12 protein-coding genes are annotated in these 14,346 nt (G+C 70.9%); 4 read left to right on the top strand and 8 right to left on the bottom strand.

Annotated elements, in window-relative coordinates:
* Nucleotides 1-2: 2 nt before the first annotated feature.
* From LJ657_RS36385 to LJ657_RS36370, 4 genes are all read right to left on the bottom strand, one after another.
* On the bottom strand, nucleotides 3-1,790 hold the full coding sequence (locus tag LJ657_RS36385) for a glycoside hydrolase family 15 protein (RefSeq protein ID WP_232653280.1): 1,788 nt from the start codon (nucleotides 1,788-1,790) through the stop codon (nucleotides 3-5).
* A gap of 69 nt (nucleotides 1,791-1,859) precedes the next feature.
* Complete coding sequence (locus LJ657_RS36380; RefSeq protein ID WP_308117108.1) at nucleotides 1,860-2,651, bottom strand: SURF1 family cytochrome oxidase biogenesis protein; 792 nt, start codon at nucleotides 2,649-2,651, stop codon at nucleotides 1,860-1,862.
* A gap of 49 nt (nucleotides 2,652-2,700) precedes the next feature.
* Nucleotides 2,701-2,934: a metallothionein gene (locus tag LJ657_RS36375; RefSeq protein WP_099934050.1), complete on the bottom strand. Its 234-nt coding sequence runs from the start codon at nucleotides 2,932-2,934 to the stop codon at nucleotides 2,701-2,703.
* Between the two features lie 80 nt (nucleotides 2,935-3,014).
* Complete coding sequence (locus LJ657_RS36370; RefSeq protein ID WP_232653198.1) at nucleotides 3,015-4,013, bottom strand: DEDDh family exonuclease; 999 nt, start codon at nucleotides 4,011-4,013, stop codon at nucleotides 3,015-3,017.
* A gap of 390 nt (nucleotides 4,014-4,403) precedes the next feature.
* On the opposite strand from LJ657_RS36370, the gene LJ657_RS36365 reads away from it, so the two are divergent.
* Nucleotides 4,404-5,117 (top strand): VIT1/CCC1 transporter family protein, encoded by a 714-nt coding sequence (locus LJ657_RS36365; RefSeq protein ID WP_232653197.1) that lies wholly within the window; start codon nucleotides 4,404-4,406, stop codon nucleotides 5,115-5,117.
* Between the two features lie 120 nt (nucleotides 5,118-5,237).
* Complete coding sequence (locus LJ657_RS36360) at nucleotides 5,238-6,284, top strand: zinc-dependent alcohol dehydrogenase family protein (RefSeq protein WP_232653196.1); 1,047 nt, start codon at nucleotides 5,238-5,240, stop codon at nucleotides 6,282-6,284.
* A 3-nt stretch (nucleotides 6,285-6,287) separates the two neighbouring features.
* Here LJ657_RS36360 and LJ657_RS36355 read toward each other — a convergent pair whose 3' ends face one another.
* The 4 genes from LJ657_RS36355 to LJ657_RS36340 all read right to left on the bottom strand — a co-directional run bounded on the left by LJ657_RS36355 (nucleotide 6,288) and on the right by LJ657_RS36340 (nucleotide 11,990).
* Nucleotides 6,288-7,298, bottom strand: a complete 1,011-nt coding sequence (locus LJ657_RS36355; RefSeq protein ID WP_232653195.1) for a CopD family protein — start codon at nucleotides 7,296-7,298, stop codon at nucleotides 6,288-6,290.
* Nucleotides 7,299-7,398: 100 nt separating this feature from the next.
* Nucleotides 7,399-8,763, bottom strand: coding sequence for a CoA transferase (locus tag LJ657_RS36350; RefSeq protein WP_232653194.1), 1,365 nt, complete (start codon nucleotides 8,761-8,763; stop codon nucleotides 7,399-7,401).
* Nucleotides 8,764-8,831: 68 nt separating this feature from the next.
* A complete protein-coding gene (locus LJ657_RS36345) occupies nucleotides 8,832-10,355 on the bottom strand; it encodes a S8 family peptidase (RefSeq protein WP_232653193.1) in 1,524 nt (507 codons plus the stop codon).
* Nucleotides 10,356-10,463: 108 nt separating this feature from the next.
* Nucleotides 10,464-11,990 carry a S8 family serine peptidase gene (locus LJ657_RS36340; RefSeq protein WP_232653192.1) on the bottom strand — a complete coding sequence of 509 codons (1,527 nt, stop codon included), beginning with the start codon at nucleotides 11,988-11,990 and terminating at the stop codon, nucleotides 10,464-10,466.
* A gap of 253 nt (nucleotides 11,991-12,243) precedes the next feature.
* Here LJ657_RS36340 and LJ657_RS36335 point away from each other — a divergent pair, with 253 nt between their 5' ends.
* Both LJ657_RS36335 and LJ657_RS36330 read left to right on the top strand, forming a co-directional pair.
* Nucleotides 12,244-12,600 carry a DUF485 domain-containing protein gene (locus LJ657_RS36335; protein ID WP_232653191.1) on the top strand — a complete coding sequence of 119 codons (357 nt, stop codon included), beginning with the start codon at nucleotides 12,244-12,246 and terminating at the stop codon, nucleotides 12,598-12,600.
* Nucleotides 12,597-14,222, top strand: a complete 1,626-nt coding sequence (locus LJ657_RS36330) for a monocarboxylic acid transporter (RefSeq protein WP_232653190.1) — start codon at nucleotides 12,597-12,599, stop codon at nucleotides 14,220-14,222. The genes LJ657_RS36335 and LJ657_RS36330 overlap by 4 nt, the downstream gene beginning before the upstream one ends.
* The last annotated feature ends 124 nt before the right edge of the window (nucleotides 14,223-14,346 follow it).

The raw sequence follows: 14,346 nt of genomic DNA, 5'->3' as shown, positions 1-14,346 counted from the left end.
CCCTATCCTGCCTCGTCGTCCCCGAACAGGGCGAGGGCGGTGTTCACCAGGCCGACGTGGCTGAAGGCCTGCGGGAAGTTGCCGAGCTGGCGGCCGGCCACGGGGTCGTACTCCTCGGACAGCAGACCCACGTCGTTGGTGAGCCCCACCAGCCGTTCGAACAGCTCCCGTGCCTCCTTCTTGCGGCCCGTCATGTGCAGTGCGTCCGCGAGCCAGAACGAGCACACCAGGAACGTGCCCTCCTCACCGGGCAGTCCGTCGACCGTCGTCTCGTCGGTGCTGTAGCGGCGCAGGAAGCCGCCGTGGCCCAGCTCCTCGCGGATCGCGTCGACGGTGCCGGTCACCCGGGGGTCGTCCGGCGGCAGGAAGCCCACGCGCGGGATGAGCAGCAGCGCGGCGTCGAGTTCGCGGGAGCCGTAGGACTGCGTGAACGTGTTCCGCTCGGCGTCGAAGCCCTTCTCGCACACCTCGCGGTGCACCTTGTCGCGCAGTGCGCGCCAGCCGTCCGCATCGCCGCTCAGTTGCGGGTTCTCCTCCAGCGCGCGCACGGCACGGTCGGCGGCCACCCACACCATGACCTTGGAGTGGACGAAGTGGCGCCGGCCGCCGCGTACCTCCCACAGCCCCTCGTCGGGCTGTCGCCACTCCGCCTGCAACCAGTCCATCAGTGAGGTCTGGATGGCCCACGTGTGCGGCTTGGCGGACAGGCCCGAACTCCGGGCCAGCGACAGCGAGTCCAGGACCTCGCCGTACACGTCCAGCTGCAGCTGGTTCACCGCCTCGTTGCCGATCCGTACCGGTGTCGAATCCGCGAAGCCCGACAGCCAGGACAGCTCGGACTCGGGCAGCCGTCGCTCGCCCGCCAGCCCGTACATGATCTGCAGGTCGGCCGGGTCGCCCGCGACCGCGCGCAGCAGCCAGTTCCGCCACGCCTCGGCCTCCTCGTGGTAGCCGCAGGCCAGGAGCGCGCCGAGGGTGAGGGTGGAGTCGCGGAGCCAGCAGTAGCGGTAGTCCCAGTTGCGCACCCCGCCCAGCTCCTCGGGCAGGGAGGTGGTGGGGGCGGCGACGATGCCGCCGGTGGGCGCGTAGGTGAGGGCCTTGAGAGTGATCAGGGACCGCATCACGGCGTCGCGGTGGGGACCCTCGTAGCGGCATGCCGCGGACCACTTCTGCCAGTCCTTCACGCTGGCGTGCAGCGCCTTGTAGGGGTCGGTCCGGGGCGGACGCGGTTGGTGCGAGGGGTGCCAGGTGAGGACGAACGCGACCTTCTCCCCCTTCTCGACGGTGAACTCCGAGCGCGTGCCGTTGTCCTCGCCCCAGGTGCGCACCTGGGGTTCGGTGCTCAGCCACACCGAGTCCGGGCCTGCGATCGCCACCCGGTGGCCGTCGGACTTGCGCATCCACGGCACGATCGAGCCGTAGTCGAAGCGCAGGCGCAGCGTGCTGCGGACGGTCACCTTGCCGTGCAGGCCCTCGACGACGCGTACGAGGTCGGGGGCGCGGTCGCGCTGCGGCATCAGGTCGGTGACGCGCACGGCGCCCTCGTCGGTCTCCCACTCGGTGTCCAGGACGAGGCTGTCGGGGCGGTAGGCGCGGCGGGTGCAGGGGCCCTTGACGCCTTTGGGTGCGATGCGCCAGTGGCCGTTCTCCTTGTCGCCGAGCAGCCTGGCGAAGCAGGCCGCCGAGTCGAAGCGGGGCAGGCACAGCCAGTCGACGGAGCCGTCCCGGCCGACCAGGGCCGCCGTCTGTTCGTCGCCGATCAGGGCGTAATCCTCGATATGGGGGTGCACGGAGTTGCGGGTTCCCTCAAGGGCCACAAGGCAATCAGGGGTGGAGCCGGGGGAGTGACCGCCGCGTGGCTACACCGGTGCCGGCTCCGCTTCCTCCGTCTGCTCCCTGGCGGCTGCTTCCTCCCGGTCGCGGCGCTCGCGTCGCACCAGCACCCACCAGCCCACCGGCACGCCGGCGGCGAACAGCCACCACTGGATCATGTACGCGTAGTTCAGCGGGGCGTCCTCGCTGCCGGGGTCGGAGATCTGCTCGGGGCTGTCGCCCTTCGCCTCGGGCGCCGTCTGCTCGATGTAGCCGCCGAGGACCGTGGCCCCGAGCCGCCGGGCCTGCTCCTCGCTGTTGATCAGCATGACCTGCCGGTCCGGCAGCCCCTTGATCTCCTTGATGCCGCTCGCCGCGGTCGTCTCGTCGGCCTTCAGCCGCCCCTTGATGGTGACCTTGCCGGCGGGCGGTGCGGGGATCTTGGGGAAGGTGGTCTGCGCCCCGTTCGCCGGGATCCAGCCGCGGTTGACCAGCACCACCTTGCCGTCCGTCAGGACGAACGGGGTGAGGACGTGGAAGCCGACCTCGTCGTCGGAGTTGGTGCGGCGCCTGACGACTTCCTCGCGGGCGGTGTCGAAGGTGCCCGTCGCGGTGACGGTCCGGTACTTCTCGGTGCTGGTGACCGCGTGCCCGGGGGAGGCCAGCCGCTCCACGGGGACCGGCTCGGCATGCAGCGCCGAGGAGACCAGGTCGTTGCGGGCGGTGCGCATCTCGTAGCGGTGCTTCTGCCAGATGCCCAGCCTGATCATCGTGGGGATCAGGAGGAGGGCGATCAGGGTGAGGATCACCCACTGCCGGGACAACAGGAAGCGGTACACCCCACGACCGTACAACTCGGTCGTGGGGTGCATTCGGGCGGGTGGCGGGTTACACCTTGTCGACGATGCCCACCTTGCCCTCCTCGCGGGCGCAGTGCGCTCCGCAGAACCACTGGCCGTCGACCTCGACTCCCTGCCCGATGATCTGCACACGACAGTGCTCGCACACGGGGGCCATGCGGTGGATCGCACAGGAGAAGCAGTCGAAGACGTGCACCGCTCCCTGCGCATGCACCTCGAAGGTCATTCCGTAGTCATTGCCACATACTTCACAGGTCGCCATGCGCCACAGGGTGAGCCGTCGCCGCCGCGCGGGCGAGCGGGCAGCGGGCGAGTCGCACGGCAATCACCCGTCCGTACGGGTCACCCGTCCGCGGGCTCCACGTCCCTGAGCAGCTGACCGAACGCCGCCTCGTCCACCACCGGTGTGCCGTACTGCCGGGCCTTGACCACCTTCGACGTACCCGAGTCCGGGTCGTTGGTGACGAGCAGGCTGGTCAGCCGGGACAGGCTCGTCGCGACATGCAGCCCCGCCTCGACCGCGCGGTCCTCCAGCAGTTCCCGCTCGATGGAGGTGTCCCCGGAGAACGCGACCCGCATGCCCTGCTTGAGTGGTTTGCCGTCTTCGTAACGGCCTGGGTTGGGATACGGGCATGCGGGCCTTTTGCGGGAGGGGCGCCAACCGCTCGGCTGGAAGCTTCGATAGCCGCCGTATCCACCGGCCTGCTGTCCGATGTGCGGCGCCGGACGGTCAGCCCACTCCGTCAGCGGCCGGCACTCGTGCAGCGGCAGCCGCACGCCCCCGGCCGCCGCGGCCGCGAGGCTCGGCCGGAACGCCTCCGCCAGCACGCGCGCGTCGTCGAGCGCGTGGTGCGCACGCTGCTGTACGACGCCGAAGTGGGCGGCCAGCGACTCCAGCTTGTGGTTGGGCAGCGGCAGGCCCAGTTCCTTGGAGAGCGCGATGGTGCACAGCCGCTGCCGCACCGGCGCCTCGCGCTCCGCGCGCGCGTACTCCCGCGCGATCATCTGCCAGTCGAAGACCGCGTTGTGCGCGACGAGCACCCGGCCCTCCAGCCGGGTCGCGAACTCCTCGGCGATGTCCTGGAAATGGGGCGCACCCTCGAGCACCTCGCTCGTCAGACCGTGGATCCACACCGGCCCCGGGTCCCGCTCCGGGTTGACCATCGTGTACCAGTGGTCCTCGACCTCGCCGTGCGCGTCCAGCCGGTAGACGGCCGCGGAGATTATCCGGTCGTCCCGGGCCAGGCCGGTGGTCTCCACGTCAACAACCGCGTATCCCTGCGGATACGCGGCCGGCCACGCTGTGGGGGAGGACGCTGCGGTCGTCCGGTCTTCGAGCATGGTCCCTGAGGATACGGGCCCGCACTGACAGTCCTGTCCGTCAGGTGGCCTTCCACGCCGGTCTGTTCGAGTGCCGCGAATGGCGCGAATGTCCGTGGCCCCGGCTGCGGACCTTGTCGACGGCCGGACCCGCTCGGCGCGGGCTCGTTCGCGGTCGGCCCTGCACGGCATCGCCTTCGTCGAGGTGTGCGGCGCCCTGTGCGGACAGCTGACGCTGCCGGAACCGAGCAGGAAGACCGGTTTCTCCCTCAAGTTCCTTCCCGCGGTGGACGGTTCGGGCTTCGATGCCGCCCCGGGGCCGACCGCGTCGTCACGGACGCGACGAGCCCGGCGTTGGCCCGGGGAGCGTCGGTACGGGTCTGGTGAGGCCCGGAGTGGGATCCTCCCGGTGTGACGGAACCAACGCATGCCGGCGAGGCCCACGGGGGCGCACTGGGTGAGCGGCTGAACTGGCTGCGCGCCGCCGTGCTGGGCGCGAACGACGGCATCGTCTCCACCGCGGGTCTCGTCGTCGGTGTGGCCGGCGCGACGGACCACCGCTCGGCCCTCCTCACCGCCGGGCTGGCGGGCCTGCTGGCCGGGTCGATGTCGATGGCCGCCGGGGAGTACGTGTCCGTCTCCACCCAGCGGGACTCCGAGATGGCCGCACTCGCCCTGGAGCGGCGGGAGTTGCGCGAACAGCCGGAGGCCGAGCTGGAGGAACTCACCGCGCTGCTGCAGGAGCGGGGCATGTCCCACGAGGTGGCCAGGGAGGCGGCTCAGCAGCTGACCGAACGGGACGCGCTCAGGGCGCACGCGCGCGTGGAGCTCGGCATCGACCCCGACGAGCTGACCAATCCCTGGCACGCTGCGTGGGCGAGCTTCCTCGCGTTCACCGTCGGCGCGCTGCTGCCACTGCTGGCGATCGTGCTGCCGCCCCCGGCCTGGCGACTCCCGGTCACCGTGGTCTGCGTACTCGGCGCCCTTGTCCTCACCGGCTGGACCAGTGCGCGCCTCGGCGGCGCCCGGCCCGGCCCGGCCGTGCTGCGGAACGTGGCGGGCGGAGCCCTCGCCATGGGGGTCACCTACGCTGCGGGGACCCTGCTCGGGGCGGCCGGGGTCTAGCGATTCCCGCTGGTCCGCGCGCCCCTCGGCGAGCGGCGGGCGTCCGCGACGGCGTACCGTGAAGTGCGCTCGACCACCCCCTGAGCGCGCCCACGCCACCGCACGAGAAGGACCCTCGCCATGCGCGCCACCACCATCCACGCCCCGTACGACATGCGGGTGGAGGACGTGCCCGAGCCCGTGGTGCAGCTGCCCACCGACGCCGTGGTGCGGGTGCTGCGCGCCTGCATCTGCGGCAGCGACCTGTGGGCGTACCGCGGCGAGGCGGCGCGGCAGCCGGGGCAGCGGATCGGGCACGAGTTCCTCGGTGTCGTGGAGGAGGCCGGGAGTGAGGTCTCGAACCTCAGGCGGGGTGACCTCGTCGTCGCGCCCTTCATGTGGTCCGACGGCATCTGCGACTACTGCCGCGAGGGCCTCACCACCTCCTGCGAGCACGGCGGCTTCTGGGGCTCCGTCGGGCACGACGGCGGCCAGGGCGAGGCCGTGCGTGTGCCGTTCGCCGACGGCACCCTGGTCCAGCTCCCCAAGGACGCGGCTTCCGACGACCATCTGCTGTCCGCGCTGCTGACCCTCTCCGACGTCCTCGGCACCGGTCACCACGCGGCCCTCGGCGCGGGCGCCCGCCCGGGAGCCACCGTCGCCGTCGTCGGCGACGGGGCCGTCGGCCTGTGCGCGGTGCTCGCCGCCAAGCGGCTCGGCGCGGAGCGCATCATCGCCCTCGGCCGCCACCAGGTCCGTACGGACATCGCGCGCCGCTTCGGCGCCACCGACGTGGTCGCCGAACGCGGCGACGCGGCCGTCGAGGCCGTACGTGAACTCACCCGCGGACAGGACGCACACGCCGTCGTCGAGGCCGTCGGTACGGAACAGTCCATGCGTACGGCGGTCGACATCACGCGCGACGGCGGCGCGATCGGCTTCGTGGGCGTGCCGCACGGCAGCGGCACCGGACTCGACCTCGGCGTCCTGTTCGACCGGAACATCGCACTGCGCGGCGGCGTCGCACCGGTCCGGGCCTACATCCCGGAGCTGCTGCCCGACGTCCTCGACGGCACCGTCGACGCCTCACCGGTCTTCGACCTGACGGTCGGTCTGGAGGGCGTCCCCGACGGCTACAAGGCGATGGACGAACGCACGGCCCTCAAGGTGCTCGTCACCAACGACTGACCGTCACGACCACCGGATCGGCAGCGGCAGCGCCGTCAGCAGCCCCGACACCAGGACCACCACCCCCAGGGCCGCGACCTCCACGCGCGCGGGGGAGCAGGCGGTCAGCGGGTCGGCGGCGCGGCGCAGCCGGATCCGTGCCCACAGGGCGAGCAGGGCGACCGTTCCCACCAGGACCACCTTGGCGAGCAGGGTGCGCCCGTATGCCGTTGTGGTCAGCTGATCCAGGATCGTGTGCGCCGGCATGCGGCGCAGCGAACTCCACACCCCGGTCGTGGTGATGGCGGCGAGCAGAACGGCCGCCACGCGCGCGTAGAGCCCCAACAGGGCCGAACCCGTCTCGGAGGGGCCCCACCGGCGCAGCGTCCGCAGTGTGTGCAGCAGACTGCCGGTCCACAGCGTCGCGCACGTCAGATGGACGAACGTCAGCCCCGACCCCAGCAGCGGGCTGTGTTCGGTCGTGGGGTGCGCGCGCAGGGCCTCCGCGGCCACGATCGCGGCCAGCGGCCAGACCTGGGTGACCGGGCGGCGCGACAGGGCACAGAGGCCGGCCACGAGAAAGGCGTTGACCTCGACCAGCGCGAGTTTGCCGTCCCGGGAGTCGTAGAGACCGCCGACGTTGATGTCGGCAAGGCTGTGCGGCACCAGGTTGCCGGTGGACACGACCGAGGCGAGGCCCAGCGCGGCGACGAAACCGGCGGCGGCCGCATACGGCGCCAGGCTGCGGGGCCCGGCTTCCGGAGCGCCGGGCAGCGAACGGGCCAGACGGTTCACGAACAGCTCGCCCACCGGCACGCACAACGCGGCGAACAACACCGCCCGCAGCAGCGCGATACCGCTGACCCCGGGTGCGGCGGCCTCCCCCGTGCCGCGCAGCGCGGCGGACGGGCCGAGCAGGGGTATCAGCGTGGCCAGGGCCAACAGGACGAGCACGGCGACGGCTCGGCCGACACCGGGGCGCCGCGCGGGCTCACCGGCCTCGGTCTCCCCGGCCGTGGGTTTTATCAAAGTCACCTCACGATGTTCGCCATCCGTCGCAGAACCGGGCAAGTGGAGTAAGACAACTGGGGTACGGCATTCTGCTCATGGGTACGTTTTCGGACGCTTCCCTGACTCAGCTCCACCGCGCGGGATCCGTCCCCCACGGCACCGGCGACCGCGCCCAGTCAGCCGGCCCGCCCGCGAAGGACACCGGCGGCAGGGCGTAACGCAGCCGCCCCAGCGAGCTGTCCGTCTCGACGAGCCAGGGTCCGGGCCCGTCGTACGAGTCGTCGCCCGTAGCACCGGCCCCGATGCCGTTCACCAGCCATTCGGCCGTACGCGCCAGCGCCAGCCGGACGAACCGGCTGCCGCCCTCGTACGACTGCTCGGTCAGCGCCCGCAGCACCGCCGCCGCCAGCAGATAGCCCGTCCCGTGGTCGAGGGCCTGCGCGGGCAGGGCGCCCGGCCGCTCCAGGGAGCCCTCGACGACGGCGATCCCCGACGCCACCTGCACCAGGCTGTCGAAGCCCCGCCGCCCGCTCCACGGCCCGCCGGCGCCCCAGGCCGACACCTGTGCCACCACCACCCCGGGCCGCCGTTCCGCCAGCGCGTGCGGTGACAGCCCGAAGCGGTCCAGGGCGCCCGGCCGGTAGCCGGTGACGACCACGTCCGCCGCTGCGAGCAGCTCCTCGAAGGTGCGCCGGTCGGCCGCCAGGTCCAGCGTCGTCGAGCGCTTCCCGAAGCCCGTGTCGGCGTGCTGGTCGGGCAGTTCGGGCAGTTGCGGGGGATCTACGCGCAGTACGTCCGCGCCCAGCAGGGCGAGTGTGCGGGTGGCGACCGGTCCGGCCAGCACCCGGGTCAGGTCCAGGACCCGCAGTCCGGCCGCGGGCAGCAGGCGAGCCCCGTCGACCGGGGCGAGCACGCGCGCGTGCGCGGAGTCGATCCGTTCGCGCTCCACCAGGGGCCGGGCGGCCACCGCGGCGGCCTGCTCGTGCGCGGCCCACTCCGTGGGGGTCCGCAGCGCCACGGCCAGGCCCCCGGCCGCGTACACCGCCTCCTCGACCTCCAGAGAGGTCCGCTCGGCCAACGCGGCCTCGACGGCGGCCACGTCGTCCGGCACCCCCAGCGCGTCCAGCAGCTGCGCCCGGTGGTGCGGATAGTTCGCGTGTGTCCGCACCCACCCGTCCGCCGTCCGCCAGAACCGCGACAACGGCGCGAAGCTGACCGGCGCCCGCCCGTCGACGAGCAGATGCCGCTCACTGTGGAAGGCCGCGGCGACGGCACCGTCGTCCACCCGCACCCGAGGCACCTCCACCAGTTCGCCCCGCCGCGCCCCCAGCTCCGCGCCGGCCAGCGCGCACGCGGCGACGCAGGCTCGTGCCAACTCCCTTACGGGAAGGCGCCCGTGGAGAGCGCCTTCCCGTACCACGGTCGACACCCGCGGGAGAAGGGCGGCATCGCCGCCCAGTCCGGACCATGCGAACTTGATTCCAGTCATGACTGCACTATGCATCATTGACTGAATCAATATATGGACGGAACCCGGGAGGCCGGTCCTGCTTCCTTCTACTTCGTCACAGCGGCCAGCGCGTCCACCGTGCCCCAGCCGTAGAAGCCGTTGTAGTTCTTCGGCCCCTCGCACACCGCGTCGACCTTGCCGTCCCCGTCGATGTCGTACGGGTCCGTGCATGCCGTGCCGTCTGCCTCGGCGTACAGCAGGGCCTTCACCAGGGCCGGCGAGGCGTGCGGATGAGTTGACTTGATCAATGCGGCGACCGCCGCCACATGCGGCGAGGCCATCGACGTACCGGCCATGTAGCCCCACTTGCCGCCGGGCAGTGTGCCCAGGATCAGGCCGCTGGTCGCCGGCGGGGCCGGGGCCTGGTAGCGGGTCGAGTCGCCGCCCGGCGCGGCCACGTCGATGGTGCCCGGACCGTAGTTGGAGAAGGACGACTTGATGCCCTTCGCACCGGTCGCCGCGACGGTCACCACACCGGGCAACTGGGTCGGTATGTCAAGGCACTTGGACGGATCGACCACCCGGTCGGAGGGCGTGCCGTCGTTCGGTGAGGACGGGTCCGTGATCGAGTCGGACGCCAGGTCGAAGTTCTCGTTGCCGGCGGCCGCGACGTTGACCGTGCCCTTCTTCTCGGCGAACCGGGCGGCACGGGTGACGGCGTCCACGAGCGCCTTCTGGTCCGGGTCGTCGGTGCAGTTGAAGTACCAGGGGTCGGTGTAATAGCTGTTGTTGGTGACGTCGACGCCGTGCTCGGCCGCCCACACGAAGCCGCAGACCACGGCCTCGGTGTAGAAGTAGCCCTTCGGGTCGGCCACCTTGATGCCGGCCACCTTCACGCCCGGCGCGACGCCGGTCATGCCGATGCCGTTCCTCGCGGCCGCGATCTCGCCCGCCACGTGCGTGCCGTGTGGGCTCTCCGAGGCGCTTGGGCGCCAGGCCCCGTCGGTCGTGTCCGGCTTGCCCGACACACAGTTGACCGAGGCGTCCCGGTTGAAGTTCGGCGCGATGTCGGGGTGCGTGTCGTCGACGCCCGTGTCGATCACGCCGACCGTGACCTTCGGGCTGCCCAGCGACTTCTCGTGCGCCTTGTCCGCCTTGATGGCCGCGAGATCCCACTGCAGGGGCTCCAGCGGGTCCTGCCCGTCAGCGGCCTGAACGCCCTTCAGCTCCTCGACGGTGAGCGCCTTCGGTGTGCCCATGTCGGTCGTCGACTGGGCGGGCAGCGGCGCGTTGCGGGTGTTGCCGGCCGACTCCACCCCGTGCACCGTGCGGATGGTCCTGGCGAAGCCGGGATTCGCCGAGTGGACGACGATCACGCCGATCTCGTCGTACGAGGTCACGATCGTGCCGCCGGCCTGGGCTATCGCCGTCTTCACGTACGCCGAGGTGCCGTGCCCGGGGCGGACGTTGACGACGTAGCTGAGCGAGCTCGCGTCGGCGGCGGTCGTGGCCGTCGGCGCGCCGTCCGCCGCCGCGGCCGTGCCGTTCGGCAGGAACGCGAGGGCTGTCGCCATCGCCATCCCGAGCGGGATCGCGATCGCGCGGCGGTAGCGCGGGTGAGGCGCTGTCATGTGTCGGTGTCTCCAGTTCGTTCGCGGTGCGAGCGGGGTACGGACCGTGAGCGGGAGGTCCGGGGCGGCGCGGTCCCTGTCTCCGCGCCGCCCGTGCGGGCACTGGATCTACTTCACCGCGCGCAGCGCGTTGACGATACCGAAACCGTAGAATCCGTTGATCCGTTTGCCGCCCACGCACGTGGCGTCGACGACGCCGTCGCCGTCCCCGTCGTACGGGCCGGTCGGGCAGCCCGGGTTGTCGGCCTGCGCCTTGAGGAGGGCCTGCAGCTGGGCCGGAGTCGCCCACGGATGCGTCGACTTCAGCAGCGCGGCGACGGCCGCGACGTGCGGTGTGGCCATCGACGTGCCCTGCAGGAAGCCGTACGAGTCGTTCGGCAGCGTGGAGAGGATGCGGCCGTTCTTCGACGGCGTGTCGGGGATCTTGTACTTGTCGCCGCCCGGCGCCGCGACGTCGATGACACCGTCGCCGTAGCTGGAGTAGTACGACTTGGCGGCCGTGACACCCGTCGCGCTGACCGTGACCACACCCGGGAGCTGGGTCGGCACGTCGAAGCACCTGTGCGGGTCGACCGTCCGGGTGACCGGCGTCGAGTCGTCGGGGCTGGAGGCGTCGACGAGGGCGTTCGAGTCGAGGTCGTCGTTGGAGTTGCCCGCAGCGGCGACATTGAGCGTGCCCTTGCGCTGTGCGTACAGCTGGGCCCTGTTGACCGAATCAACAATGGCACGTTGATCGGGGTCGTCCATGCAGTTGTACTGCCACGGATCAACGTAGTAACTGTTGTTGGTGACCTCGACGCCGTGGTCGGCGGCGAACACGAAGGCGCACACGACGCTCTCGGGGAAGAACAGCTGGTTCGCGTCCGGCTGGGCCACCGTGATGCCGGCGACCTTCACGCCGGGCGCGACCCCGGCGACACCGATGCCGTTGCGTGCCGCGGCGATCTCGCCCGCCACATGGGTGCCGTGGTAGTGGTCGGCATCCACCGGCCGCCAGGAGCCGTACGTCGTGTCCGCCTTGCCGCTCACACAGTTCGCGGACTGCGCGGCGGAGAAGTTCGGGGCGATGTCGGGATGGGTGTCGTCGACGCCGACGTCGATCACGGCGACGGTCACCTTCTTGCTGCCCGGGTCGATCTGCGCGGCCTTGTCGGCGCCGATCGCCCTCAGGTCCCACTGGTCGGCCTCGAGCGGCTCCTCCCCGGCCGTCGACCTCCCCGCGATCTTCGCGGCCTCGGCCTTGGAGAGGTACTGGACCGCCCCCTCGTCCGTCGTTCCCGCCGCGGTCACCGGCGAGGTGCGCGAGGCCCCCGCGGACTGCACGCCCGGCACCTTGCGTATCTGCTGGGCGAAGGCGGGGTTCGCGGAGTGGACGACGATCACGCCGATCTTGTCGTACGCGACGACGACGGTGCCGCCGGCCTTGGCTATCGCCTTCTCGACCGACTCGATCGTGCGATGGTCCGTCCTGGTGTTGACGAGATACGCGAAGTTCTCCGCGTCGGCCGCCTGTGCCGCGGACTCCGCGCGCGGGGCGGCCTGAGCGGCCGCAGGCAGGAAGCCGAGTGAGGCGGTCAGCGACAGCGCGACCGGTACGGCGAGGGCGAGCCGACGTCTGGAACGCAGATGAGCCATGGGGTCTCCACATCATCCGGAAACGAAACCGCCCGAGACGCAGGGTGCTGCTCGGGCAGGTACATGACGGGTGGTGCAGGCCGAAGCTATCTCCCGAAGTCACCGGCCAGCAATGAGTTGCCCAAGACGAGTTCGGAAACAGGTCAAGGGAGTTGAACCTGTCCTCGCGTGGCGCCGTGACCTTGGGCAGGGAGCACGAGGACACTCGCCCCCGATCCCCGTCACGACCGCATCCGCAACGCGAGGAGACTCCGTGGCCACCGAGACACCGCCCCCCTCGAAAACCCAAGCCCGACTTCCCTCCACCGAGGAGTTCGTCGCGGAGCAGGAGAGCGCGGAGTTCGGTGAACTGCGCCGCTCCCACCGCTCCTTCGCCTTTCCGCTGACCATCGGCTTCATCGCCTGGTACCTGCTCTACGTCCTGCTGTCGAACTTCGCGGACGACTTCATGGGCACCAAGCTGTTCGGCAACATCAACGTCGCCCTGGTGCTGGGCCTCGCCCAGTTCCTCACCACGTTCCTCATCGCCTGGTGGTACTCGCGGCACGCCGCCACCAAGCTCGACCCCAAGGCCGAGGCGATCAAGTCCCGTATGGAGGGCGACGCATGAGCATCGCGCAGCAGACCGTGCTGGCCGCGGGTGAGGCCAGTCAGCACCGGCCGCTGATCATCACCCTGTTCTCGGTGTTCGTCGCCGCGACCCTCGGCATCACCATCTGGGCGGGCCGCCAGACCAAGGACGCCGCCGACTTCTACGCGGGCGGACGACAGTTCACCGCCTTCCAGAACGGCCTCGCCGTCTCCGGCGACTACATGTCCGCCGCCTCCTTCCTCGGCATCGCGGGCGCGATCTCGCTGGCCGGCTACGACGGCTTCCTGTACTCGATCGGCTTCCTCGTCGCCTGGCTGGTGGCGCTGCTCCTGGTGGCCGAGCCCCTGCGCAACTCGGGCCGGTACACGATGGGTGACGTCCTCGCCTACCGGATGCGCCAGCGCCCCGTCCGTACGGCGGCGGGGACCTCCACCATCGTGGTCTCGATCTTCTACCTGCTGGCCCAGATGGCGGGCGCGGGCGTCCTGGTCTCGCTGCTGCTCGGCATCACCAGCGACGCCGGCAAGATCGGCATCGTGGCGCTCGTCGGTGTCCTGATGATCGTGTACGTCACCATCGGCGGCATGAAGGGCACCACCTGGGTCCAGATGGTCAAGGCCGTGCTGCTCATCGCGGGCGCCCTGCTGCTGACCTTCCTGGTGCTGCTGAAGTTCAACTTCAACATCTCCGACCTGCTGGGCAAGGCCGCCGACAACAGCGGCAAGGGGTCGGCGTTCCTGGAGCCCGGCCTGAAGTACGGCCTCACCCCGACGTCCAAGCTGGACTTCATCTCCCTGGGCATCGCCCTGGTGCTGGGCACCGCGGGGCTGCCGCACATCCTGATCCGCTTCTACACGGTGCCCACGGCCAAGGCCGCCCGAAAGTCGGTGAACTGGGCGATCGGCCTCATCGGCGCCTTCTACCTGATGACGCTCGCCCTGGGCTTCGGCGCCGCGGCACTCATCAAGCCGGACGAGATCATCGCCTCCAACAAGGCGGGCAACACGGCCGCGCCACTGCTGGCGCTGCATCTCGGCGGCGTCGACTCCAACTGGGGCGCCATCCTGCTCGCCTCCATCTCGGCGGTCGCCTTCGCCACGATCCTCGCGGTCGTCGCGGGCCTGACCCTGGCCTCGTCCTCGTCGTTCGCCCACGACATCTACGCCAATGTCATCAAGAGGGGCGAGGCCACCGAGAAGCAGGAACTGCGCGCGGCCCGCTGGGCCACAGTCGGCATCGGCGCCGTCTCCATCGTCCTCGGCGCCCTGGCCCGCGACCTGAACGTGGCCGGCCTGGTCGCCCTCGCCTTCGCGGTCGCCGCCTCCGCCAACCTGCCGACCATCCTCTACAGCCTCTTCTGGAAGCGGTTCACCACCTCCGGAGCCCTGTGGTCGATCTACGGCGGCCTGATCACCGCGGTCGGCCTGGTGCTGTTCTCGCCGGTGGTCTCCGGCAAGGAGTCGTCGATGTTCCCCCACGCCGACTTCCACTGGTTCCCGCTGGAGAACCCGGGCATCATCTCGATCCCGGTCGGCTTCCTGCTCGGCGTCCTCGGCACCTACCTGTCCAAGGAGGAGCCCGACAAGGGCAAGTACGCGGAGCTGGAGGTACGGTCCCTGACCGGCACCGGCGCCCACTGAAAACCCGGTGAACCCACCGAAAACCAACTGAGCACGCCCCCTGAGCGGCCGCGTCGTAGGGACCTACGACGCGGCCGCGCCGTTCCTCGTGGGATCGGGCCGCTGTCGTTGTCGGTGGCGTCAC

The organism is Streptomyces guryensis, assembly GCF_021261325.1.
GTDB lineage: Bacteria > Actinomycetota > Actinomycetes > Streptomycetales > Streptomycetaceae > Streptomyces > Streptomyces guryensis.
Note: the sequence above shows the minus strand (reverse complement) of the source record. Positions and strands in the feature narration are given on the sequence as shown.